This window comes from Ruegeria sp. HKCCD6647-2 (assembly GCF_057221075.1).
In genome coordinates, this window is sequence record NZ_JBWVBD010000003.1 from 205008 (window position 1) to 230145 (window position 25138).

Here is a 25138-nt window from a genome sequence, read left to right on the forward strand (position 1 = left end):
TTCGAATTCTGGCACGGGGTTCATTCCGCGGGGCTGCTACACACCTCTGCACTGAGCGCAGGGGCACTGATGAAGGGGAAACAATGACACTGTTTTACTTCGCGACGGGCCGGCCCCCGACTGGGTGGCGGTATGGACGCCACTCACAGCAAACACACACTGGCGAATTTCACTCACACCGGTCAGATCTACTCCTGGGTTAGCTGCATAGTTGCAGCCGTTTCGGTGCCGTTGCGCAGAACAGTCAGTTCCGCTTGAGGCGATTTTTCGGAAACAAGGGTCGCCAACACTTCATCCAGGCTTTCAGGAGCATCAATCGCCGCTCCTGACTTGGCTTCCCGCAACAGAACGTCGCCTTGCTGGAGGTCACCTGCATTCTGCTGCGGCGCAGTTGTAACAACCGTCTGCCAGCCGGCATCGCCTGTGTGGCGTGCTTCGAACGTATAGCCATTCTGCAACCCAAATGCGCGGATAGCTGGCAGGGCCAACAATCCATTCTGCGCACGTGTTTGTCCCAATTTGCGGTAACGTGCAGCAACGCGGATATATCCGTCGGGATCAACGGAGAACCCGTCCAGAACCTGTGCCGCCAATGAAGCATCCGCACGCACAGGATTGCCATTGAGAGTGAAAATAGTCGCGCCACGCTGCACCCATTCACCGATCACAGACATATCCCGACCGGCGTCAACACCAGTGACGGCAAGAACGTTTCCGGTCGTGCCGCGACGCTTGGATGTTGTAAATGGAACCTCAACATCCCAATGGCCAAAAGCAACCTGGTTCTCGGCCAGTTCTACCGGGGTTTCGACCTGTGGCGCGTTGGTTTCAACGGGTTGAGCCTCGATTTCAGCGGCCGTCGGTTCGGCCGTTGCGACTTCGACGGAAGTATCCGCCGCTGCCGGTTCTTCGGGTTGCACGTCGACCTGCTCGATAGGCTGTTCCTGTACAACTTCCGGTTCTGATGCCAAAGCTGGTTCGGCCTGTTCCGGCTCTGTTACGGCTTCAGCGGTCTGCTCGACCGGCTCCGGTGCAGCGTCTATGGGTTCCGGAGTGGTCGGAGCCTGCGCTGTCGCCGGGCTTGCCTCGGGCGGGGTCTTGTCGCCCGACATTACGAAATATCCACCAACAGCAAGTGCGACCAGTGCGACCCCGGCAAACAGGATCATCTTGCTGCTGCCACCCGAGCCGCTTTGTACGATGGTATCAACGGCAACCGGGGCTTCTTCCTTGGGTGTGAATTTGGCCAGATCTTCTTCTGGTTTGTCCTCATTTCCCAACGCCAAATCCGCATTGCCGGCAAGCAGTGCCGTAACCACGGCTTCGGCGTTGTCGCTCTCTGCTTTGATGCGGGCTTTCTCGGCTTCTTCGTCTTTGCGATCCATTCCGACGATGACCGAAACAGGGCGATAGGCAAAGGTTTCGAACATAACGTCCGGACCCCGGAACATACGCAGCCAATCCAATGCGGATTGAAGCCTGTCGGTGGTGTGGACCTCCATCGCCTTGTCGATCGCTTCTAGAAAACCGTCAGGATACCCTTCAAAGCGACCGGCCAGCGGCGTGTACGGATCGGTTTGGCCGTTGTTGAATGCGTTCAGGCGGGTCTGACCGTCGATCGGCCGCTCGCCGCTGATGGCGTGATACAGGGTCGCCGCCAGCACATAGAGATCGCTGCTGGGGCCCTGGTCCGCGCCGCGGACATAGAATTCATGCGGTGAATAGCCATCTTTGATCACGCGCAAGGTCAGCAGGGCGGCGGATTTATGGGTCGCCTGCTCGCGCGCTGCACCGAAGTCGATCAGGATCGGCTCACCATGTTCGTCGATCAGGATGTTGTCGGGCGAGATGTCACGATGCAGCATACCGCTCTGGTGAATGAAGGACACCGCCGACAGCATCTTTTCGGTAACCTGGACGATGAAGCCGGGCCCGCTTTCATTATCGGGATTGTCAATATAGTCCAGCAGGTCGCAGCCGCGGATCAGGTCCATCGCGATGTATGCGGTGTTGTTGTCCTCGAACACTTGATGAACATCGACGATGTTGGGGTGCACCAGCCGGGCGTGATTTCGGGCTTCCTGAATGAACAGGTCGATGATCGCGCGCAAGTCGTCCTTGTGGTCCGGATTGGCCGGCTCGACCAGATCGCCATTGCGATGGCACAGCGCACCGGGATAACACTCCTTGATGACGACATCACGCTCCAGGCTGTCGCGCGCAAGATAGGTAATTCCGAAACCCCCATTGCTCAGAAATCGGATGATCTCGTACTGGCCGCGCAAGAGTTTTGCGCCTGGTTTCAGGCCTTCGATTTGAGGTTCGTCGTGCGTCGCGCCGACCGCCTGGTTGTGGCTCATGTCTTCCCGCCCATTTAATTCACAATGCGGTACAAAAAACCCGGACAATCAGCCCGCACACTCACAACCAAAACAACCGCAGGACACTTAAGACGGTTAGACGTTTCAAATTTGACTTTATTGGGGCCGCCTCATGGCTTCACTAAGGATGTCGATTCTTGAAATCGCATATATTGTTACCAACAGGCTCGGCGCACCTACATGTGGTAATGGTAGGTGAATCGCCACGCGCTTATTCCTGAAATTTTGCGGTTTGGTCTACGAATTCGAAACAATAAACGGGCGATTCTGGGACGCCCGATTCGACCTGCAACTACTCAATTTTAGCGGGAAGACGTCAGGTTCCGGTACGCGGCGGAGCAGAAGCAACGGTACTGCCGGCCCAGGCGAGGTTGTCGCTGAGCTGCGCCAGAATACTGACCGCATCCTTTAGCGGTGCATCACCGCTTTCGAATTGCAGCAGCAGCAGCAAGTCGGTCGCCTTTTCAAACTCACCGGGAATCCAATCTGCCTCGGGGTCGATTTCGCTGCCAGACTCCAGACGTTCGGCAAAGTCCTCGACGATCTCCTGGCAACTCTGCAGGAATGCCGCAGGCTCCATATCTGAGGATTCCCGCAGATCGTCGTAGATGCTGGCAATGGCTGCCAACCAGTCTTCGAGGATCGGATTATCCAGAGGGGGGAGGGTAGCACCCAAGCTGGATTGGACCGCCTGCATATGGGTTTCAGCCGCTGCACCGGACTCCTCTTCGGCGCTGTCGAGGGTCGCCAGATAGGGTAGAAAATGATCCTTCAAGTCCGATCGTGCCGCGTCAAGATCGTGCAGACGATGGCGTGAAGCAACCTCAAGCACATGTTCGGCCAGGTTCTGACCTCCGCAGGAATTCCACAGATCGAAATCCGGCTCAGGTTCCTTTGCCATGGCTCGCACAGCGACCGGAGTACCAATGGGCACAACAGCCTGGAACAGGTCACCTTTTTCCTTCTCCAGACGTTTCACGACCCGATCAAGCGCAGACCCGTCGGTCAGAAGATCCGCATGAGTCACCGCCAACAGGCTGTTATCACGCAGTTTTTGCGGGACCTGTGTCCAAAGGTGTCGCTCGGTCTCGCGCCATGCGGTGGTGCCGTTTGTGCACCAGATTGCGCAATCAACGTATCCAAGCAAATCCAGTGTCTGCTTGTACGTATCGTCGAGCGCACCGGACCCGGGCAGGTCATAGAGCGATATTTCTTGCAGGGCAGGGGTATTCACCCCGACCGAAATAAAGTCCGGATCGTCAGCAGCCGCTTTATCCAGCGCAATGCCGGAATAGACCTTGGGTTCTTTGTCCCACCATCCAACTGTGGTCTCGGGTTCCTCGGCAAAAGCCACAATGACCAGCGGCAGTTTCAGGTGATGTGGGCCAGTTGGCAGAATATCTGCCCCCGCCAACATATTGGCAAGACTTGACTTTCCAGCACCAAACTCGCCGGCGAAACCGATTGCCACTGCATTGGACAAGCGCTCGGCATGGGCGAGGGCACGCGCGCGCATCTCGTCCAGTTCGGGCGATACGGGTGTCTTTTCAGTCGCGGTCAGAAAGCGCTCGAGTTGGCGCACTTCCTTCTCGGTTCCGGGGAATTCGATCATTCTGCAGCCTCTGCCTGTCGATTATCTTCTGGGATGGGCCCAAGCACGGTACTCAACTCATCTGTGATGCGGCGGGCCTGATCGACCGCATGCTGAGCCTCGGTACGCTCGTTTGAACCATCTTCACCAGCACGGTGTTCCAGATGACCCGCCAGCAGCGCCAGATAGTGATCCACAACGGTTTGCAATCTTTCGGACAGGTCACTGCGTGCGGTGTCGATCAGATCATCGCCGATCATCTCGAACTCTTGCACGATCATCCGTTCTGCCCGGTTTACAACGCTCTTGCGCGAGATCAAGCGAGACAACCACGTGACGCGCAGTTCAACGGTGATGCCACGGGTCAATGCCGTCATGTCAGGGCGGAACCAACGCACTGCGCTTGTGTTCATTCGGTTGTCCACAGGCTCTTGCCAACCGGGCAGGGCACGCAATGCGGCATTGCTTTGCAGATCGATGGCATAGAGCTCGCTCAGCATACGCTGCCGCACCACCTGTGTAGCCCCTTGAACCAACTCTCGCATGCGTTCGCGCAAAGGTGAAAAGTTCAGCTCGGTCTCGCCATTCTTGGCCAACAGGGGCGACTGACCATCGGGGCCGCGCACCACGATCGAAACAGCCTCGGCCACAGTGTCGTCCATGACACCGCGCAGGTTAGCCAGGACATCATCCATGTCGTTGGTGATCGTTTCGGTCTTTTCCGCAACCAGCGCGCGCAGGTCTGAAAGGGTCTTGTTGTTGTCAGCGTCGCTTGCGCTTGGTCCTTCTTCGGCTTCCAGCGCGCGCAGCCTTGCAGCGCTGCGTTCCAACTCACCCTGCGCAAAGCTGTTCAGGTGTTGCCAGGCCATGCGCATTTGTTCATTGCGCGGGCCGTTGGTCAGGGCCTGAGTCACGTGACGCCGCAGATCCGGCAGGCCCGAGGCGATCATCGCCGCAAACCGCAGTACCGCTTCGCGGCTGATCGGACCGGGGCCCTGCTTGATCTCTTCGACGCCATCCAGGTATTGCTTCATCTGCTCGGGGTGAGCCCGCAGCCAGGCCAGAATTTCGTCGTGGTTTATCCCGGCGTCGTCCCCGGTCAGCGCGTAGTGAGCCCACTGGGCACTGCCCATCAGGACATCGATATCCGAATTGCCAAGCGCCCGCTCCAGACCGTCCAGCACGTCGAGGCGCACCTTGGCGGCATCTTCAGCACCACCGCCCAGTTCATCCACGCGGTTGATGAACACAACGATCTGCCCCAGTTCCAGTGCCTGCATCAGGCGGAACAGCTTCAGATCGGCCCGAGACAGGGCCTGATGTGCGGACAATACCACGACGAAGAAATCGGATTCCTTGAGATACTGACGCGAAATCTCCTCCCGGATCAGCAACGGATCATTGACGCCGGGCGTGTCGGTCACGGTCAGCGGATACGGGAAATGGCCGATATCGAAATAGACCTCGGCCTTGCGGGTAATGTCGCTGTACAGTCCCCGGTCCGAACCGGGGTCGTATTCGCCGTCTTCGGTCGGATCGTCACCTGCGCAGACATATCGCGCCAGATCGTCCGAGGTCAGTTCGTCCAGATCGTGATGCTGACCCAGCAAGTGCTTATAGCTTTCACCCAGTCGCAGCTTGGCGCGGGTTTTCATCGCCTCGACCTGCTCTTCGATCATTTCGCGCTTATAGCTGTCCTCCTCATCGGGGAACATGTTGCGCAGCTCTTCCCCCTCGGCGATCAGGGATTGCCACTGGCGATTGTCGAAGAAGTGAAACTCGGCACCCGATGTCCGCCCGGACGGGTGGCCAAAATGCATGTCGGTAATGACTGTGGTCCAAGGGTTCACATCCGACGGCAAATACTCTGCCTGACCGGTGAAGCCATTGATTAGACGCGATTTTCCTGCCTTGATCTGACCAACAAAAGCAATTGACGGCTTGAGATTCGACAAATCGTCTATGATGCGCGTGATGAATTGACGGGTTTCGTCATTACTCATCCCGTTCATCTCTTCGGCGATGCGGATCAGTTCACGGCGGTTAAATTCACTCATTATACTTACCTTGATAACTCGTATTCTCAGATTGACATAACAGAAAGGAACTTATTGGGCAGGAACGCGGTCATTCGACGGCGGTTTTTAAGGATTTCCACAAATTGACAACGGCGCCCAGCTTGCGGGCATTGTGCAGGGTCGCAACTGTTTGGCGGCCGTCCCGCAACAGGGCAAGACCCACGCCTTGCCCACCAGAGGGGCGCAATACAACCAGCTGGGGCAGGGTGAGGGAGGAATTTGTGTCAGCGTCCCAACCCGCCAAATCACGGGCAAAGCGTTTCAAAAGATCGCTGTCCGGATGCGCTGGCTGGTCCGGGGTACACAGGCCATCAAACACAGGTTCGGAAGCACCCTGATCGTCGAACAATGCCTGTCCCTGCGAAAACGACGCGGCTTCGTTGAAAAACTGCCGGGCCAAGCTGGTTTGATCCGCAATATCATTCTCGCTGGGTGAGGCTGGCTCTTCCAAACTGTTGGGAACAATGGAAACGTGCGGTTCATCGGCTAATTCAATCTGTGCGCAGGCTGTTTCGATCTCGGAATACGTGATGCCGACATCGTCTGCCTCAAGCGCGGTATCCGGGCGCACCGAAACCAGTTCCAGCGGCCCCGGTGCAACTGCAATGTCCGATACCAGCTGAGCCAGCTTTGCCGTAAGTTCGGCGCGGGGTTCAGTTTCAAAGTCCGGCAAGGGGCCAACGCTGCTGCGGAAGATGTCAGTGATACGGGAACTGTTGACCTCGATTGCCAGACAGTCGCCATTTGAGGCGGTGAATTCCAACCGGCGCGGCAGGATCGTGCCCCTAATTGTGCTCAGCACTTTCCGGCGCCGCTCGCTCGCTGTTTCGCCCACAAGGAATACCGCAGGTGACAGCCGTGCGGTCGCGGATCGCCCGATGTCTTCGAGCATCTCCAGTATGTCAGTGTCCATCATATACGTGACCCCCTCTGGTCCCGTCTAAACTGCTGCTGCCACGGGCCCAAGGCTCAGATGCGATTTCGTCAGGGCCAACCCGACATTTGCGCTGTCACGGAAAATGTAACAGACGACATGATCGGGATAATCCTGCGTACGCAGAAAAATATGCAAATGGTTGTTTGAAAACACCGCGATTTCTCCAAACCCCGGATGCTCAGAGTCATCTTCACCCGCAGCATTCAACAGTTCTTCGAAGGCCCTGACACCGCGCCCCTGAAACAGGTTCGCGACGGCTAAAGCCAGGTTTTCCAATACGTTGGAGTGTTCAGCCTCTTCGGCCTGCACCCCCAGCAACATTCCAGTCTCCATATCGACATACCCGGCTGCGATGCAGTAGGGTATGGTCTTCATGGCCGAGGACAAAGCTGTTTCTATCGACATCTCTCAAACTCGTTCGAAATAACGAAACCCAAGATCTGTTGGTACAGGGCTGTTACAACACATGCCACTCTGCTCCGCCATTTTCTTTGAGTTTCGGGATCGGACGCTGCTCATTTTCCTTGGCGTTGCTGTGTTCACGGGCGATCTGATCGAACTCGGTGAGAAACGCGGTGAAGACGCTTTGCAGGCCTTGCGCATCCTCGGGCAAATTCTCGTTCGCCACGACCTCACGCCACATATCCGACGCGCTGAGCGGAACACCGGCCGGAACGTTCAGTAGGTTTGACAGCTCCGGGGCGGTTTCGTCGGTGGTGGTCGCGTCTTCCGCCTGTTCGCTTTCCTCGCTGGCGATCTTGACCACGTGTTCCGGTGTCAGAGCATTCGACTCCGGTTCCGGCTCGTATTCCTGATCGGCGTTCCGTGACTGTTCCGACAGCAAAGCCGTGATTGACGAGACTGAGCTTTCGATTTCCGAAGCGGTTTCTTGTTCGTCAGCCTTGGAGTCTTGTTGTTCGGCTTCCAACGCGTCATCTGCGTCATCTGCCCCGATGACAATCAGTTCGGGTTCATCATCCTGATCTTCATCGCCAAGAAACTCGAACTCGTCCACGTCATCTCCGGGACGTGCCAGAATGTTCAGATCCAGCGGATCATCGGATGTATCCCGAAAATACGCGCGCAGTTCATCGCCGGATTCGTCCACTTCGGGCACCATTTCCGCACGCAATTTCTCGGCTTCTTCAGCACCGATCCGGGTGCGCCCGTGCTCCTCTTCCCGCCGTTCGACGCGGGCCGGACGTACAGGGAAGCTTGTAACAACGTCGCGCTCCGCGGGATCCTGATCGGCCGTTTCGACCAATTTCAGCGTGGTCACCTCGGGCTCGCCGCTGCGCGTCGGGCGAACGGGCTGAACTTTGACGCCAGTTTGCAGGGATTTGTCCACCTGATACCGGGCCAGCATTTCCGCACGGTGGTCCATTATCTGTTCGGTGATCTCCAGGAAGCTGTCGACCATCTTGCCGCCACCACTGCGAGCCCACATTTCCGCATCGCCGGTTTTGTCTCGGGCAACGATTGCATCGCGCGCCGAAAACAGGATTGAACGGTTAAACAGGTGGCCGGCTTCGCGATTCACGCGGCGCAGCACTTTCTGCCGGTCTTTCTGGTTCAGCGCATCCGCGCGCGTCACTAGCAACAGAGAATTATGCTGAAGTCGTTCCGGCAGTGAAACCCAGGTCGCCCGTTCGGTTTCCCGCCAAGCCTGGGTCGAATGCGTGCACCACAAAACACCGTTGGCCTGACCAACCGCACGCCGCCAAACATCGGTTGAAATCTTGGGATCCGAGATGCCGGGTGTGTCGATCAGGTCCACGGCTTCAAGAATGTCGGCCTCGAGAAAAATGCGAACGAACTGCACATCATTCACACCAACTGAATCCAGCTGATCCAGCTCGATCGTCTGCTTACTGCCATCATGACGTTTGACGTAGGCGGGCCGTCTTCCCCAACTGAACCAGATCGGTGGCAATTGCGTTGCCGTCACCTGCGTCGGCAAGGCCTGCTTGCGCAAGAGAAAGTTCATCAGCGTCGATTTGCCGGCACTGAATTCTCCCATAAGCGCAAACACAGGTTTGCGGCGGGACCACTGCTCGATGCGTTCCCATGCTTTAGGAGAGACGAAGCGGGGTTGAAAATCTTTTACCATAACTCTTCTTATGCTGCTTCGTTGCTGAGGTCTTTTAGGATGTCGCCCAAGATGTCATCGCGCGACTTTTGCGGCTGCATTCCAGCCATCAACGCCGAATTTCGGGCCGGGTCGTTCTCGGAGGACTGCGAGATGTTCAAAAGGGTTTCCTTCTGCTCCCGCATGAAATCCGCCAATGTTGCCCGGACGTTCTCCAGAACGGCGGCGATCTGGTTTTCCTCGATGTCCTTGGTGATCGAGTTTGCCTCGGACGCGATCAGGCGCGTGTAGTCCGCGGCATAGGCTTCGAATCCTTTTCGCCGCTGCCACCATCGCCGCCACCAGGTGCTCTGCAGGTCCAGCGCAATCGTGCGGCCAATTCCCAATGGTGGCGGAACCCGCGGGACAATCGGCGCTTCGATGTTGAATTCGCCCAGGTGGTTCCCCAACAGTTTGTGATACAGCGCGCCGATATCGGCAGCGGCAGCTGTGTACAGCGCGCCGGCCTCTTTGCGCATGGACCGGGCAAAGCTGAAATAGGCAGCCTTTTGCAAGGTCCGCAGGCCTGCCGGATCATATTGCCAGGTGCCCTCTTCCCCGTTTTGCTCCAAATGCGCGATCAACGAGTCCGTTGCGCGTTTGACGAAGTTGGATTCAGCGGACGCCAAACGCTCCAGCACTTTGCCCCGCAAAGCGGTTGTCAGTTCGGCCACTTTCTTTTCGTATTCGTCAGCAACGGTTGCGATGGCTTCTTCCGGAGCAACTCCATCCAGATTGCGCACCACACCTTCGCCGCCGGCCAGGTTCTTCGCGACGGCAGTGGCGCGGATCTGGCTGGCGATATTGCGCGCGCGGTGGCGGACGCGATCCAGCAACCGGCCTCCGGCCCCTTCCGCGATGCGCTCATTCATCGCTAGAAGCAGATCCGGCAGGCCCGAGAGTGCCCAGATCTTATCCAGCGACGCGGCCTGATCACCGAAACCGGCGGCCAGATAGAAGGTGTTCAGTGCCTGACGCGATTCCTCGGTCAGGATGTCCGGATTGCCGGTCAGCGCGGCCTCTGCCCATTGCGCGCTGCCAAAGACGATGCTGGTGCTGGTGTCGATGTTGTTCTGTTTCAGGGTGTCCTGAATACGGTCTCGGATTTCGGGCACCTGGTTTACAGGGTCTGAAAGTTCGTCAATGCGGTTCACGAACAGGATGATCTGACGGTTTTCGAACTGGGCGATGATCCGCATCAGCGCCATATCCATGGTCGTCAGCGCCTGGCTGGCCGCCAACACGACGATGCAGACTTCCGAACCGCGCAGACTGCGCAATGTAATCTGTTCGCGAACCATGAACGTGTCGTTCACACCCGGCGTGTCGCAGAGTTTCAGTGCGATCGGATATTGCGGAATATCCATGAACAACTCCGCTGACTTGGTCACGTCGGCAAAACGGCCCGTCTTGGGATTGATGTCCGGATCGTCCTCATCTCCGAGACAAACATATCGCTGGATCAGTTCTTCATCAAAATAGTCATATTGATGACTTTGCCCGAGGATCAGGTCGAAATGCTTACCGAGCCGCTCTTCGGATTTCGCTTTCATCTCTCCGATCTGGCGGCGAATATCGTCCATTTCGTCATCGGCGCCGGCGCGATTGGCCAGCTCACCCAGCCGACCACCGCCGACCATAAGATTGTCCCATTCTTCCTGTTCGAAGAAGGTGAATTTGGATCGGGTGTCGCCTTGGGTCCGAGTGTTGATGTTCAGCGTCGTTACGACGGATGTCCACGGGTTGACATCGGACGGCAACAGGTTGGGACGGCCCGCCAGAATGTTGATGATCGACGACTTCCCGGCTTTGACCTGCCCCACCAGAGTGACGCTGGCCGTAAAGTTCTCCATGCGGGTTTTCAGTGTTGCCAGACGCGCCGAAGAGCGCGCATCTGCCACCTCTGTCAGCTGGTCGATCTGCGTCGTCAGCGAAGCCATCGCCTCGGTCATCGGCGACAGGGCTTCGTTTCCTACAGACAGAAGGTGATCGTTGCGCGCCATAGTCAGCCTCCGGTTCCTGTTGCGGCGATTGCAGCTTGTTTACCTTCCGGCAAACCGCCCGCAGGACTGCCGGGCAACTTGTCGATGCGCGCGATCAGGTCCAGTGCATTACCCAGAATCGCCGCTTCGGTTTTGGGCGAGATTGATTCATAGGCGAAAGAATCTGCCAGAACCTCGATCGAGCTGAAGTGCTCGCCGTTTTCCAGGCAAGCGACGCGGCGTCCGGTTGGGAAGTCCTGAGATTTGTTGGCGGGCAGCGGCATGCGGGAATTGGCCAGCAGGTAACGATTACCCGAATGAGTTTTTAGCGCGATGCCGAACCCCGTGCCAGGATGCTGGCTGTTCAGGGTTTTCAGCTCGCCAACGAAACTTTCACGTGCAAGATCAACAGCATCTTGCTCGCAGGCAGCGAAATTTATCTGGTTGGTCACGACAAAGACCCTTGCTACTGGAGTTGAGCTGAAACTCGTACAATGCCAGGCGGCGAAAAGACTCATTAACTCCGTGTGCTCAATCAACAACGATCACCACGGTCTTATTTTGACGCGAATAAGATTTTTTGGCGTTTGAAATGTGGCGCAATTATGATGTCGGCAGCATACTAATGCCTCAACCTAAGAGGGAAACTTTGCTCAGTTTGATTGCTAGGAACATTACCCCAAGCATAGGATCGCATCAGAATCACGGTACCGCGCTTCAGGCAAGTCTCAACTGAACTGCATGTTTTTACGGTATATTTTCTATGTCCTTGGTAGTCACTCTACTCACAATTCGGCAGAAGTCCTTCCGGCCGCAATCCTGGTTCAGAACAGCCTCCGACAGGAGTCACTCAACGTTTACGTGTTTACATATTGGCATCAAAAAAGCTGGATCGTTTCCTAATTGGAAACCCAAAGTGCGGAAATTGCGACAGACTATTTAATTGGGCGCTTAAGCGACCATGCAGCAGTTGCAACGTCGACCAATTCGGCCAAAAACTCTGGCCCGTCGTCCGGCTTGGCGCCACTGAAAGTTCCCGGCGCGGCACGAGTTCAATCGGAAAATATGAGAGCGGCAGGCATGTTGGAGATAATCTTTGGGTCAGACCAATTTTACCTCTCGCGCTCGAAGACAAGCTTTGCTATTGAGCGCGTCATTCCGATGCCAAGGCATCAGGTTGCGGGTGTGGCGAAATTGGTAGACGCACCAGATTTAGGTTCTGGCGCCGCAAGGCGTGGGGGTTCAAGTCCCTCCACCCGCACCAACAAATCATAAATCGATCAGGTGCCGTAGCGCGCCATGAACATGTCCACTGCCTGCAGGGCGACCTCATCAATCTCTTCCTTGGAAAAGGTTGTCTGAATTCCAAATGCGGCGCGATTCCAGATGCGAACCTTGCAAAGCTCGGACATCTGAGCGGCAGCAATCTGAACGTCGTCTATGGCCAGCTCGCCTTTGGCGACGGCTTTTTCAAGATACGCAGCCATATGGCACTGCCCGTTTTTTGGTCCGGACTGATAAAAGGCGTGCCCCAGCTCTGGGAAACGGTCGCGTTCCGCAACACAGATGCGAAAGACCTGCTGTGCAAAATCAGAAACCAGAAATGCGGCAAGTTGCGTGGCCGCGATGGTCAGAACCTCGCGGACCGGCTTGGTCTCATCAATCATCGAGATCACGCGATCGGCCATCCGGCTGCATTCTGTCTGTGCCACTTCCATGAACAGCAGACGTTTATCGGGGAAATAGCTGTACAGCGTCGCCTTCGAAACACCTGCCGCGCGGGCAATGTCATCGACGCTTGCGCCTTCAAACCCATCCGCCATGAACACCTCTCTAGCGCCACGCAAGACCTGATCGAACTTACGTCCTGTGCGCAGAATGGTGGTGGCTTGAGTCATGACATCTCCTTGAGTGGTGTTTCTACTAAATTATAAACCGATTGGTTCAGTTTCAACGATTCGCACATGGCTGCGGGTGATACAATCCCACGACAGCACAGAAAACCTGCCTGAAAGTGTCCTGGAACTTGGGTCCAATGCCTTGCGGGCAGCACAAACCGTGATACGACTTCGGCCATGGTCGAAGTCTTTCTGCGTACCCTGCCCTTTTTTGCGATCATCGGCCTGGGATATTCGGCCGGTCGCAGCAGGTTTTTTCCGGAAGAAGCCACAGCCTATCTGACCAAGTTCGTATTCTATTTTGCGCTGTCCGCGATGCTGTTCCGGTTTGCAGCCACACTACCGTTTGCCGAGATATTCAACGGGCGACTGGTCATGGGCTATCTGCTTGGAACTGCCGGGGTTTATGCTTTGGCCACGTTGGTCGCTTATCTTCGCGGCCTGGACATACCGACCGCCGCGGTCGAGGCTCAGTGCGCTGCGATTGGGAACGTCGGTTTTCTGGGATTGCCGATGCTTGCATTGCTTTTTACCGAGGCGGCGATAGGTCCGGTCATGCTGGTTTTGACGGTCGACCTGGTGGTGTTCTCTTCTCTGATCGTGATCCTGATCAACGGTGGCCGGGATGGGCGGTTAAGCCTCGGCACGCTGCGACAAATTGGTATCGGTTTGCTTAAAAACCCGATGATACTGTCAATCTCCGCCGGGTTGATCTGGTCGGCCCTGCGGATTCCGGTTCCGCTACCCCTGGCTGATTTTCTCACAATCCTTGGTGGAGCGGCCACACCCGGCGCTCTGTTTGCGATCGGCGCCTCGCTGGCCGGAAAGTCCGCCGAGCGGGTTCAGATCGCGGCCTGGCTAAGCCTGTGCAAGCTGGTAATTCATCCCCTTTTGGTCGCCGTGATGGTGCTTTGGCTGATCCCGGTCGCCATGTTTCCCGCGACAATCGCCATAGCAGCCGCAGCTCTGCCCGTGGCAGGAAATGTCTACATGCTGGCGGCCAATTACGGGATCGCACCCCAGCGCGCGTCGGCGGCCATTTTGCTGTCGACCATTGCCAGTATACTGACGGTGCCGCTGGTCATTGGTTGGGTCGGCGCACTCTGACCTTTCACCTTTTCGAAAAATGCTCACACCGGAAGGCCCACGGACTTTACCTCGGGCGTGCAGATCGTTAGCCATGGCACAAACCTACTGCAAGGATTAAGCCAGATGGAAACCCTTTCGGAAAATGCATGTTTTGGCGGCGTGCAGGGCGTCTACCGCCATGCCTCACCGGCCTGCAAGTGCGACATGACCTTTGGCCTGTTTTTGCCGGCCGAGGCAAAAGACGGCCCTGTTCCGGTTCTGTGGTATCTGTCTGGGCTGACCTGCACGCACGAAAATGCGATGACGAAGGCTGGCGCGCAAGGCTGGGCCGCCGAACAGGGAATTGCGCTGGTCTTTCCGGACACCTCACCGCGCGGAGAGGACGTGGCCGATCACGAGGATTACGATCTGGGCCAAGGCGCCGGGTTCTACGTCAACGCAACGCAGGAGCCCTGGGCACCGCATTTCCAGATGTGGGACTATGTGGCCGAAGAGCTGCCCGATCTGTTGGCCCAGAATTTTGCCATCGACGCTGATCGCCAGTCAATTACCGGCCATTCCATGGGAGGTCACGGCGCACTGACGCTGGCAATGTCGCTGCCCGGGCGCTTCCGCTCGGTTTCGGCCTTTGCACCGATTTCGAATCCTACGCAAAGCGATTGGGGTCGAAAGCAGCTGGGCGCGTATCTGGGCGATGACGAGACCCTGTGGGCCAAGCATGACGCCTCGTTGCTGATGAAGGATAAGGGGTTCGCTGGCCCGATCCTGATCGATACAGGCACCAAAGACCAATTCATGGATCTGCTACGCCCCGAAGCGCTGGCCAGTACCATCGCCGAGCGCCGACAGCAGGCCGTAAACCGGATGCAGCCCGGCTACGATCACTCCTACTTCTTCATCTCGACGTTCATGGAAGACCACGTGTCGTTCCACGCCGAAGCGCTGTACGGAGACTGAGGCATGAGCAAGTATGACTACGATCTGATCATCATAGGCTCCGGGCCTTCGGGCCGATCCGCCGCGATTCAGGCAGGCAAGCTACAACGCCGCGTTCTGGTCATCGATCGCAAGGACAGGTTCGGCGGCGTTTCAGTACATACCGGCACTATCCCGTCCAAAACACTGCGAGAAACCGTATTGAACCTGTCCGGCTGGCGTGAACGCAGCTTTTACGGAAGGTCTTATCGGGTCAAGGACCAGATTCGCGCCGAAGACCTGAAGGCGCGTTTGCATATGACGCTCGACCACGAGGTTGATGTTCTGGAGCACCAGTTCAACCGTAACCACGTGGAAACCATGAACGGGCTGGCCAAGTTCCTCGGTCCGCACGAGATCGAGGTTGCCTCGGATGCAGGTGAAACCACCCGGCTGACAGCGGCCAAGTTTCTGATTGCAACCGGCACCAAGACCTATCGGCCCGACTATGTTCCTTTCAATGGCAAGACCGTCGTGGACGGGGACGATTTTCTGGAAATGGACGAGATTCCGCGCTCGCTTTGCGTGATCGGCGCCGGAGTGATCGGCGTGGAATACGCCACAATGTTTTCAGCGCTGGATGTGCGGGTGACGCTGATCGAGCCGCGCGAGACATTCCTGGATTTCATCGACAAGACGCTGATCCACGACTTCACTCATCAGATCCGCGAAAACGGCGTCGATCTGCGGCTGGGAGCAGCCGTCGAGAAAATCGAGGACGCAGGCGGGCATGTCGAAGTTTCGCTGGACAATGGGCGCCATGTTCGTGCCGAAATGCTGCTGTTCGCTGCGGGCCGTATGGGCGCGACCTCGACACTGAATTTGCAGGCCGTGGGTATTGAAACCGATCATCGCAACCGCATCAGCGTTGACCGCAAGACCTATCAGACATCGGTTCCCCATATCTACGCCACCGGGGACGTGATCGGGCACCCGTCGCTGGCCTCGACCTCTCTCCAGCAGGGTCGCGTTGCCGCTTGCCACGCGCTTGAGACCCCCACCCTGCCAGAAAGTCCCTGGTATCCTTATGGCATCTATTCGGTGCCCGAGATCTCGACCTGCGGAATGTCAGAAGAAGAACTGCAGGAGCGCGGGATACCCTATGAGGTCGGCGTAGCCCGGTTCCGCGAAACATCACGCGGGCATATCATGGGGTTGGAGCACGGCATGTTGAAAATGCTGTTCTCACTGAAGACCCGCCGGGTTCTGGGCGTGCAGATCGTGGGCGAAGGCGCAACCGAGTTGATCCACATCGCGCAAGCGGTGCTGAACCTGAAAGGCACGGTGGACTACTTCGTGCAGAACACGTTCAACTATCCGACATTGGCCGAGGCCTATAAGATCGCGGGTCTGGACGCCTTCAACCGGATGCCGATCCCGGACGAGTTCAAGGTGAAGAAGAAACCCGCTGCTCCTGCAAAGAAAGAGGCGAAAAGCGCGTGACAACCCTGTATGTCGATGGTGACGCCTGCCCGGTCAAAGCCGAGGCCGAGCGCGTGGCCACCCGGCACAAGATTCCGATGGCTTTGGTGTCCAACGGCGGGTTGCGACCTTCTGCGAACCCGCTGGTGCAGGTGATCATCGTGGCAGAGGGCGCCGACGAAGCGGACAAATGGATCGCTGAACGCTGCGGCACCGGCGATGTGGTAGTGACCTCAGATATCCCGCTGGCAGCAAAATGCGTCGAAGCCGGCGCGCGTGTCCTGCGCCCGAATGGAGAGGCTTTCACCGCTGCAAATATCGGCCAGCAACTTGCCATGCGCGATCTGATGGCTGATTTGCGCGCGGCCAATCCGCTGGGCACAGGCGGCGGAGGGCAACCTTTCGCTAAAGCGGATCGTTCGCGGTTTCTGGACGCGCTCGAGCGGGAATTGCGCGCGGCCAGACGGAAATAACTGCCCACACTTAAAGGAACTCAATACCACGTTTTACTTGCGCTGGTGATCGACAATCGAAACACTTGAGACGCGGCCAAGGGCTTTCAGCCGATCCTCGTCTTCATGATTGGTCTGTAATCAGGCTTCAAAACCGCAAATGACATTGCAAAGATCCAAATAGGCGCAAGCGATTAGGGAGATCACATTATGAAAGTGAAGGGCGATCATTACCGGTCGATCTGGTGGGACAAGGCGGCAGGCGAAGTCCGAATTATCGATCAGCGTTGGTTGCCGCATGAATTCCGTATTGTGACTCTCAAAACGCTGGACGAGTTCGCAGCGGCAATCCGGGACATGTGGGTCAGGGGTGCGCCGCTTATCGGTGCAACGGCTGCATTCGGCATTGCCGAGCAAATGTCCCGCGACAGTTCGGATGAGTCATTCAATACAGCCTACGAAGTTCTGAACGCGACACGACCAACGGCAATCAATCTCCGCTGGGCGCTCGACAGATGTCGCGAGGCGTTGATGCCGTTGTCCGTCCGTGACCGGGCGGATCAAGCCTGGAAGCTCGCTCAGGAAGTCGCAGACGAAGATGTCGAGATCAACGCATCGATAGGTCGGCACGGTCTGGACCTCATCAAGAAAATTGCCGCCGGCAAACCCGAGGGCGAACCCGTGCGCCTTTTGACCCACTGTAATGCCGGGTGGCTCGCAACGGTGGATTGGGGCACGGCAACCAGCCCCATGTATCACGCGCATGAGGCGGGTATTCCGGTAGAAGTCTGGGTTGACGAAACCCGGCCACGCAATCAAGGCGCGCTGACATCCTGGGAACTTGGCGAACACGGAATCCCGCACCGCTATATCGTGGATAATGCCGGGGGGCATCTGATGCAGCACGGGCTGGTCGATGCCGTCATTACCGGAACGGACAGGACAACTGCGCAAGGGGATGTGTGCAACAAGATCGGCACATATCTGAAAGCTTTGGCGGCCCGCGACAACGGTGTGCCATTCTACGTCGCCCTACCCTCTCCAACCATCGACTGGACCGTTCGTGATGGAGTTCAAGAAATCCCGATTGAAGAACGAGATCAGCGGGAAGTAACGCATGTTCTTGGGGTTGGCGGCAAAGGCGGCGTTGCGGATGTTCGGGTCACGCCGGAAGGAACCGAAGGCGGTAATCCTGCCTTCGATGTTACACCCAATCGGCTGGTGACGGGCCTGATCACGGAACGTGGAGTGTGCGACGCCTCAGCCGAAGGTTTGGCTGCGCTGTTCCCTGAGCGGGCCAATTAACCCTTTGTTAAGGTGCATCCGGGAAACGTCGCCCGATCTCAAAAGGCAAGAACAATGATTGAAAACTGGTACGACTCCCAAGACGCGCAAAAATGGCGTCGCGAGGCGGGTATGGATCCCGCTGATCAGGAACTGGGCGAACGCGTTTATACCTCTCGACTGATCGGGCAAAACCCTGATCTGTTGATGCATGGCGGAGGCAACACGTCTGTCAAGCTAGAGCGCCCGGATATCTTCGGAGAACCTCAACGGGTACTTCATGTGAAAGGGTCAGGCTGGGATCTGGATACGATCCAGGCGCCGGGCCTGCCGGGTGTCTGGCTGGACCCTTTGATGAAATTGCGGGCGCTGGACCACTTATCCGATTTCGACATGGTCAACATCCAGCGCGCCAACCTGCTGGATTCGGGCTCGCCCAACCCTTCGGTCGAAACACTTCTGCATGCATTCCTGCCTCATAAATATGTGGACCACACACACGCCACACCGTTCCTCGTTTTGGCGAACCTTCCCAACGCAACCGAAGTCTGCCGCGAGATATTTGGCGACCGTTTGGGCATCGTGCCCTATATCATGCCAGGGTTTGGGCTGGCCAAAAAGGCTGCGGAAATCTTCGAGGAAAACCCGGAGGTCGAAGGACTTTTGTTGTTGCAGCATGGCCACTTCGCCTTTGGTGAGACGGCAAAGGAAAGCTATGACAAGATTGTCGCGCATACCAACGAGGCAGCAGCCTATTTTGGTATGAATGACCTTACCCCTCTGGGTATTCGCGAACCGGCAGAAAGCCTGGACATACTACCAGTTCTGCGTGGAGTTATTGCCGAGGCATCAGTGGATCGCGATGACCCGATGCCGGTCTTCGATTTGCGCAACTGTTCGGAGGTTATGGAGTTCTTCAAGCGTCCGGATATCGAAGCGCTGGCAGCACGCGGTATGGCTTCACCAGACCACGTGCTGCGCACGAAAGGCTGCCCCCTGGTGCTGCGCTCGGATGACCTCTCCGGAGGGCGCGCGAGGTTGAAAGAAAAGGTGGAAGAGTTTTCTGCCACTTATCGCGATTATTTCGAACGGCAGGCGGCGCAGGCCGATGAACCCAAGAAAATTTTGTCGACCGACCCCAAACATGCCTGGATCGAAGGAGTCGGTGTGATAGGTATGGGCCCAAATGCCAAGGCAGCCTCGATCGCCGCAGACCTGGCAGAACAAAATTTGAGGGTTCGCGCGGTCGGTGAGGATGCCGGCGGGTATTATCCGCTTGGCGAAAAAGACCGGTTTGATTGCGAATACTGGTCTTTGGAACAGGCAAAGCTTGGCAAAAGCGCTCCGCCGCCTTTTCAGGGCAAGATTGTGATGATCACGGGTGGCGCCGGGGCCATTGGTCTTACAACGGCCAAAGCCTTCGCAAGCAAAGGCGCCAATGTTCTGCTGGTAGACCAAGACGAGACCGCTTTGGGCCGGGCGACCGACACTCTTGGTTCGTGGCATGCTTCATTCACTTGCGACATAACCGAGGATGGCGCGGCGCAAGCGGCCATGGACGCCGCCATTCACCGGTTCGGCGGGCTCGACATACTGGTTTCCAACGCGGGCTCGGCAACCGGCGGAGCGATGCTGGAATTGGACGACAAGGCGTTTCGCGCTGCGTTTGAACTGAACTTTTTTGCTCATAAGGCCTTTGCCCTTAACGCCGCACGCGTAATGCAAGCTCAGGGACGAGGTGGGCAAGTTCTGTTCAACATTTCCAAACAGGCGGTCAATCCGGGGCGAAATATGGGCGCTTACGGAACGCCAAAGGCCGCAACGTCGTTCCTTTTGCGACAGCTCACGCTGGAACTGGCTGAGTTCGGTATTCGTGTGAACGGCGTCAACGCCGACCGGATTCGCTCGGGCCTGCTGACTGACGACTTCATCAGGGAACGCGCCGACGCACGTGGTGTAACCGAGGAGAAATACATGGAAGGCAATCTGCTGGGTCGCGAGGTAGAGGCCGTGCATGTTGCAGATGCCTTTGTCGCCCTGGCATTGATGGCGCGCACGACCGGTCACATCATGACGGTTGACGGAGGGAACACCGAAGCGGAACTGCGCTAGATCAGGTCATCGCTCTTCTCATCAGCGAGGTTGGCGACGCTAATATTCTTTCAGGCCGCAACCGCTGCGGTTCTGTTCTCGCGAATGGGCAGGTGAACGATTGCACTGAAAGCTCCGATGGCGACGCCGATCCACCAGACAAGGGTGTAGTCGCCATATTGATCGTACAAGCGCCCACCCAGCCAGACACCCAGAAAGCTGCCGACCTGATGGCTGAAGAAAATAATGCCATAGAGGGTTCCCATGTAGCGCAGCCCATAGAGATGCGCGACAAGACCAGACGTCAGCGGCACCGTGGCCAGCCACAGCGACCCCATCACAAGCGAAAATGCTATCACAGAGATCGGGGTTATCGGAAAGACAATGAAAGCCGCGGCGGCAATAGTCCTGCCGATGTACACCGAAGCCAGCAGATACTTCTTGGGAAAGTGATTTCCGGCCCAACCCGCAAGCAGTGTCCCGGCAATATTGGCCAGGCCGATCAGAGAAATCGAAAGCGCGCCTAAAGCGGACGTGGTGGTGATGCCCATCGAATGCAGCACACCGCCGGGTTGGATCGGGCCGCACATTTCGGTCACGAAGGCCGGGAAATGGGCCGTCACAAATCCCAGTTGATACCCGCAACTGAAAAAGCCCAGAAAGATCAGCGTGTAGGACGGATCGCGAAACGCCTTCACCAGAATTTGGCTCATGCTTTCGTCCAGCTCGGCCTTTGTACCCTGTTGTGGGGCCCGCATGAACGGTAGCGTCAGGATCAGGGCGAGAATAGCCACCGCGAAAATGATGAAGACCTGTTGCCATGGCAAAAAGCTTAACAGCCATTCCGCGGTCGGCGCGCCGATCACCTGACCGAAACTGCCTGCAGCCGTGACGATCGCCAGAGACATTGACCGGTTTTCATCGGATGACGCGCGCCCGACCACAGCCAGAACAACGCCAAACCCGGTGCCCGCGATACCGAAACCTACAAGCCAGGCGTACATCTGATGCCCAAACGGGGCTACTGACCAGGCTGAAAGAACCATACCCGCGGCATAAGTCAGGGCACCCAGCACAATGGCCCGGCGGTCCCCGACTTTTTCGGCAATGGCAGCAAAAATCGGCTGTCCAATTCCCCATGCAAGGTTCTGAATGGCAATTGCCAGCGAAAAATCGGTGCGCAACCAGCCGAATTCATCGGCAATGGGAATCTGAAAAACTCCGAATGATGCACGCACGGCGAAGCTGACCGTGATGATGATGCATCCAACGATCAGAACCGGGTTCAGCAAACGAGCCGATTGCAGCATGAGGCCTCCGCCATGAGTTCCATGGAAAACTAGCCAGAATGCAGAATCCGTCAATTCAGGAGTTTTGCGGTTACGGTTAACCAATTTTGATGCTTGATTGGAATGCCCACTTTTCAAGATGCGGAGCGAAGGTTATGGCTCGGGAATGACGGATTTGATTTCGCTTTACGAATCCCGCATCGCGGATGGCACTTTGACGCGAGACGACGCGCAAGAGGCGGTTCTTCCGGAATTCGAACGTATTCGCAGCGCGCTGGCAGAGCCAGTCAAGCGTGGGTTGTTTCGAAAGGCACCACCGCCACCGAAAGGGTTGTATCTTTGGGGCGGCGTCGGCCGAGGCAAGTCAATGCTGATGGACATGTTCGTCGAAACGCTGGGCGATATTCCGGCGCGACGCGTTCATTTTCATGCGTTTATGCAGGAGATACATTCAGGTTTGCACAAAGCCCGTGAGGAAGGTGTCGAAGACGCATTGGCGCCGGTGGCTCAGCGGGTCGTCAAATCAGTGAAATTGCTGGCGTTTGACGAGATGCAGATTACCGACATCACCGATGCAATGATCGTTGGCCGATTATTCGACATGCTGCACGAAGGTGGGGTTGTCGTGATCACGACTTCGAACCGGCACCCTGACGATCTGTACAAGGATGGGCTGAACCGGCAGCTGTTTCTGCCCTTCATTCACCACATAAAGGAACAATTGAAAGTGTGGGAGTTGATCTCGCCCACGGATTACCGGCAAAACCGGTTGGAAGGTTCCCCGATTTACTTTTCTCCGATCGGACCCGAAGCTCGGGCAAAGATCAGGGCGGTGTGGGGCGATCTGTCAGGGGGTCCTGCCGAACCTCTGGGCCTAAAGGTCAATGGGCGCGAGGTCGAACTCCCGGCTTTCCGGAATGGTGTGGCGCGGGCAACTTTCTATGACCTGTGCGGACGAATGCTGGGGCCGGCGGATTACCTGGCCATCGCCGAAGCCGTCAAGGTTCTGGTACTCGAGGACATTCCGCGCTTGTCGCGGAACAACTTCAACGAAGCCAAGCGCTTCGTGACGTTGATCGACGCCCTCTATGAGGCACGCGTTCGGCTGATCTGCTCGGCCGCAGCAGAACCCGAGATGCTGTATGTCGAGGGTGAAGGAACTTTCGAATTCGAGCGCACGGCCTCTCGCCTGCGCGAGATGCAGGGCCAAAATTGGGGACACTAGGGTGCGCCCCTACGTCGGCCCGTCACTACCTTTCGCTGTATTCCCCCTGCCGCAGAATGCCTATCCATTCTCGCGCAAGATGTTTCCGGCCAGATAGAGTGAGCCGCAGATCAGAACTCTGGCGTCCGGGGTTTCCGCAATTATAGATGACAGCGCTTGCGGGACACTATCCGCTGTTGTTGCGGTCAGATTTACTTTACCAGCCGCAGCGGCGGTTTCTTCGGCGCTGAGCGTATTGGCCTCACCCGGAATGGATACCGCCGTCAGGCTTTGGACTTGCTTGGCCAATGGCGCCAAATAGCCGGTCACGTCTTTTGTGTTAAGCATACCGCAAATCATATGGGTCGGGCAGCTTGGCAATTTGGAAAGAACTTCGGCCAATGCCACCCCGGCGGCGGCATTGTGGCCCCCATCCAGCCAGAGCTCGGCCTGCGGGGCTTGTTCCACCAGGGGGCCTGTCTTCAAACGCTGCATCCGGGCGGGCCATTCGGCCTTGCTGACCGCAGCCTCATACGCCTCATCGCCAAGCTCAAGATGACGTAGGACAGCAACAGCCGCACCAGCGTTCTGTATCTGATGCGCGCCCAGCAGGTTGGGTAATGGCAGGTCTCGGAGGCCGGTTTCGTCCTGATAGACCAGCCTTCCGTTCTCCTCGTGCACATGCCAGTGCTGGCCGTGGACAAGAAGAGGTGCCCCCAGGCGCGCTGCAGTGTATTCGATAATCTCCAGCGCTTCGTCCTGTTGCGGGCCTACAATACACGGGACTCCGGGTTTGATGATGCCCGCCTTTTCCGCCGCGATCTTGCCCAGAGTGTCGCCGAGGAATTGTTCGTGGTCGATCGAAATCGGCGTGATCACCGTAACGGCAGGCGTACCGATCACGTTCGTGGCGTCGAGCCGACCGCCCAAACCGACCTCAAGAAGCGTGTAGTCCGCCTTCACGCGCGAAAAAGCCAACAAGGCCGCACAGGTGGTTATCTCGAAATAGGTGATATTCTCGCCGCCGTTGGCTGCGTAACACTCATCCAGCACCGCTGTCAGGTCAGGTTCCGAGATCAGCTCTCCGGCCAGTCGAATGCGTTCGTGAAACCGGGCAAGATGCGGCGATGTATAAGCGTGGGCACTCAGACCTGCGCCTTCAAGACCCGCGCGGATCATCGCCTGAGTTGAACCTTTGCCGTTTGTGCCCGCGATATGAATAACCGGCGGCAGTTTGGCTTGCGGGTTGTTCAACGCGGCCAGCAAACGCCAGACACGATCCAAAGTCAGGTCAATGATCTTTGGATGCAGCGCCATCATCCGGTCAAGGATGATGTCCGAGGATTGGGTGGTCATTTCTCGTCCGTATCTTCGGCAGGTGGTTGTTCCGCAGCGTTTTCAGGACCGGGCGCTGGCAGGTCACCTTTGACTGCCGGCGGCAGGTTCATCAGCATGCGGGTGATGGTGATCAGTTCATCGCGCATCTCTGTGCGCTTGGTCACGCGGTCAAGCATACCGTGATCCAGCAGATACTCGGCCCGCTGGAACCCGTCGGGCAGCTTTTCGCGGATGGTCTGCTCGATCACGCGCGGCCCGGCAAAGCAGATCAACGCATTGGGCTCCGAAATATGCACGTCGCCCAACATCGCATAGGACGCGGTGACACCACCTGTTGTGGGGTGAGTCAGCACGACAATGTAAGGCAGATTGGCCTCTTTCAACATTTCAACGGCCACCGTGGTGCGTGGCATCTGCATCAGGCTGAGAATGCCTTCCTGCATGCGTGCGCCACCTGCAGCCGAAAAGAGGATCAAGGGCCGTTTCAGCCTCACTGCCTCTTGCGCGGCTGCGATGATGGCATTGCCCACATACATGCCCATCGAGCCGCCCATGAACGAGAAATCCTGCGCGGCTGCAACGATCGGCGTGCGGCCAATCTCACCTGTTGCGACCAGCATCGCCTCTTTCTCACCGGTCTTTTTCTGCGCCGCCTTCATCCGGTCAGGGTATTTCTTCTGATCCCGAAATTGCAGAGGGTCTTCTTTCGGGGCAGGCACCTTCACTTCGGCAAAAATACCACCATCGAAGAGGTGACTGAAACGCTCTCGCGGAGTGATCGCCATGTGATGATCGCACTGGGTACAGACATTCTGGTTTTCCGCCAACTCGCGGTGGAACAGCATCGTTCCACACTCGTCACACTTGTGCCAAAGGTTTTCAGGCACTTCCCGGCGCGAGAAGATCGAGTTGATCCGGGGGCGGACGTAGTTTGTGATCCAGTTCATGTCGGAACCTTGCTAATACGGAGTTGACGTCAAATAAGACGCAACGGAAGGA

At 57.1% G+C, this 25138-nt stretch carries 19 protein-coding genes and 1 tRNA gene; 8 read left to right on the forward strand and 12 right to left on the reverse strand.

Annotation, left to right across the window (positions count from 1 at the left end; all coding sequences use genetic code 11):
• Positions 1 to 188: 188 nt before the first annotated feature.
• The 8 genes from AC2TDJ_RS10050 to AC2TDJ_RS10085 all read right to left on the reverse strand — a co-directional run bounded on the left by AC2TDJ_RS10050 (position 189) and on the right by AC2TDJ_RS10085 (position 11636).
• A complete protein-coding gene (locus AC2TDJ_RS10050) occupies positions 189 to 2360 on the reverse strand; it encodes a serine/threonine protein kinase (RefSeq protein WP_480841765.1) in 2172 nt (723 codons plus the stop codon).
• A gap of 337 nt (positions 2361 to 2697) precedes the next feature.
• Positions 2698 to 3993 (reverse strand): dynamin family protein, encoded by a 1296-nt coding sequence (locus tag AC2TDJ_RS10055; RefSeq protein ID WP_480841767.1) that lies wholly within the window; start codon positions 3991 to 3993, stop codon positions 2698 to 2700.
• On the reverse strand, positions 3990 to 6029 hold the full coding sequence (locus AC2TDJ_RS10060; protein WP_480841769.1) for a dynamin family protein: 2040 nt from the start codon (positions 6027 to 6029) through the stop codon (positions 3990 to 3992). The genes AC2TDJ_RS10055 and AC2TDJ_RS10060 overlap by 4 nt, the downstream gene beginning before the upstream one ends.
• A 70-nt stretch (positions 6030 to 6099) precedes the next feature.
• The gene (locus AC2TDJ_RS10065; protein WP_480841771.1) at positions 6100 to 6966 is read right to left on the reverse strand and encodes a hypothetical protein; all 867 of its coding nucleotides are present in this window, start codon (positions 6964 to 6966) and stop codon (positions 6100 to 6102) included.
• Between the two features lie 24 nt (positions 6967 to 6990).
• Positions 6991 to 7392 carry a hypothetical protein gene (locus AC2TDJ_RS10070; protein ID WP_480841773.1) on the reverse strand — a complete coding sequence of 134 codons (402 nt, stop codon included), beginning with the start codon at positions 7390 to 7392 and terminating at the stop codon, positions 6991 to 6993.
• A 52-nt stretch (positions 7393 to 7444) separates the two neighbouring features.
• On the reverse strand, positions 7445 to 9097 hold the full coding sequence (locus AC2TDJ_RS10075; protein WP_480841775.1) for a dynamin family protein: 1653 nt from the start codon (positions 9095 to 9097) through the stop codon (positions 7445 to 7447).
• Between the two features lie 8 nt (positions 9098 to 9105).
• Positions 9106 to 11118 carry a dynamin family protein gene (locus AC2TDJ_RS10080; protein WP_480841777.1) on the reverse strand — a complete coding sequence of 671 codons (2013 nt, stop codon included), beginning with the start codon at positions 11116 to 11118 and terminating at the stop codon, positions 9106 to 9108.
• 2 nt (positions 11119 to 11120) lie between these two features.
• Positions 11121 to 11636, reverse strand: coding sequence for a hypothetical protein (locus AC2TDJ_RS10085; protein WP_480841779.1), 516 nt, complete (start codon positions 11634 to 11636; stop codon positions 11121 to 11123).
• Positions 11637 to 12276: 640 nt separating this feature from the next.
• Here AC2TDJ_RS10085 and AC2TDJ_RS10090 point away from each other — a divergent pair.
• A tRNA-Leu gene (locus tag AC2TDJ_RS10090) sits at positions 12277 to 12361 on the forward strand.
• Between the two features lie 16 nt (positions 12362 to 12377).
• On the opposite strand, the gene AC2TDJ_RS10095 is transcribed toward AC2TDJ_RS10090, so the two are convergent.
• Positions 12378 to 12995 (reverse strand): TetR/AcrR family transcriptional regulator, encoded by a 618-nt coding sequence (locus AC2TDJ_RS10095; RefSeq protein WP_480841781.1) that lies wholly within the window; start codon positions 12993 to 12995, stop codon positions 12378 to 12380.
• Positions 12996 to 13172: 177 nt separating this feature from the next.
• Between AC2TDJ_RS10095 and AC2TDJ_RS10100 the strand changes: the two genes are divergently transcribed.
• The 6 genes from AC2TDJ_RS10100 (at position 13173) to AC2TDJ_RS10125 (ending at position 20329) form a co-directional block, all read left to right on the forward strand.
• The gene (locus tag AC2TDJ_RS10100; protein ID WP_480841782.1) at positions 13173 to 14102 is read left to right on the forward strand and encodes an AEC family transporter; all 930 of its coding nucleotides are present in this window, start codon (positions 13173 to 13175) and stop codon (positions 14100 to 14102) included.
• A 105-nt stretch (positions 14103 to 14207) separates the two neighbouring features.
• A complete protein-coding gene (gene fghA / locus AC2TDJ_RS10105) occupies positions 14208 to 15041 on the forward strand; it encodes an S-formylglutathione hydrolase (protein WP_480841784.1) in 834 nt (277 codons plus the stop codon).
• A 3-nt stretch (positions 15042 to 15044) separates the two neighbouring features.
• Positions 15045 to 16502, forward strand: coding sequence for a Si-specific NAD(P)(+) transhydrogenase (sthA, locus tag AC2TDJ_RS10110; RefSeq protein WP_480841786.1), 1458 nt, complete (start codon positions 15045 to 15047; stop codon positions 16500 to 16502).
• Positions 16499 to 16954 carry a YaiI/YqxD family protein gene (locus AC2TDJ_RS10115; protein WP_480841788.1) on the forward strand — a complete coding sequence of 152 codons (456 nt, stop codon included), beginning with the start codon at positions 16499 to 16501 and terminating at the stop codon, positions 16952 to 16954. The genes sthA and AC2TDJ_RS10115 overlap by 4 nt, the downstream gene beginning before the upstream one ends.
• Positions 16955 to 17143: 189 nt before the next feature.
• Positions 17144 to 18238, forward strand: a complete 1095-nt coding sequence (mtnA, locus tag AC2TDJ_RS10120) for an S-methyl-5-thioribose-1-phosphate isomerase (protein ID WP_480841790.1) — start codon at positions 17144 to 17146, stop codon at positions 18236 to 18238.
• 54 nt (positions 18239 to 18292) lie between these two features.
• Positions 18293 to 20329 carry a bifunctional aldolase/short-chain dehydrogenase gene (locus AC2TDJ_RS10125; protein ID WP_480841792.1) on the forward strand — a complete coding sequence of 679 codons (2037 nt, stop codon included), beginning with the start codon at positions 18293 to 18295 and terminating at the stop codon, positions 20327 to 20329.
• Positions 20330 to 20379: 50 nt separating this feature from the next.
• On the opposite strand, the gene AC2TDJ_RS10130 is transcribed toward AC2TDJ_RS10125, so the two are convergent.
• A complete protein-coding gene (locus AC2TDJ_RS10130) occupies positions 20380 to 21618 on the reverse strand; it encodes an MFS transporter (protein ID WP_480841793.1) in 1239 nt (412 codons plus the stop codon).
• 145 nt (positions 21619 to 21763) lie between these two features.
• Between AC2TDJ_RS10130 and zapE the strand changes: the two genes are divergently transcribed.
• Positions 21764 to 22822: a cell division protein ZapE gene (gene zapE / locus AC2TDJ_RS10135; RefSeq protein WP_480841795.1), complete on the forward strand. Its 1059-nt coding sequence runs from the start codon at positions 21764 to 21766 to the stop codon at positions 22820 to 22822.
• Between the two features lie 60 nt (positions 22823 to 22882).
• On the opposite strand, the gene AC2TDJ_RS10140 is transcribed toward zapE, so the two are convergent.
• On the reverse strand, positions 22883 to 24157 hold the full coding sequence (locus AC2TDJ_RS10140) for a bifunctional folylpolyglutamate synthase/dihydrofolate synthase (RefSeq protein ID WP_480841797.1): 1275 nt from the start codon (positions 24155 to 24157) through the stop codon (positions 22883 to 22885).
• Positions 24154 to 25086, reverse strand: a complete 933-nt coding sequence (gene accD / locus AC2TDJ_RS10145) for an acetyl-CoA carboxylase, carboxyltransferase subunit beta (RefSeq protein ID WP_480841799.1) — start codon at positions 25084 to 25086, stop codon at positions 24154 to 24156. The genes AC2TDJ_RS10140 and accD overlap by 4 nt, the downstream gene beginning before the upstream one ends.
• Positions 25087 to 25138: the final 52 nt, after the last annotated feature.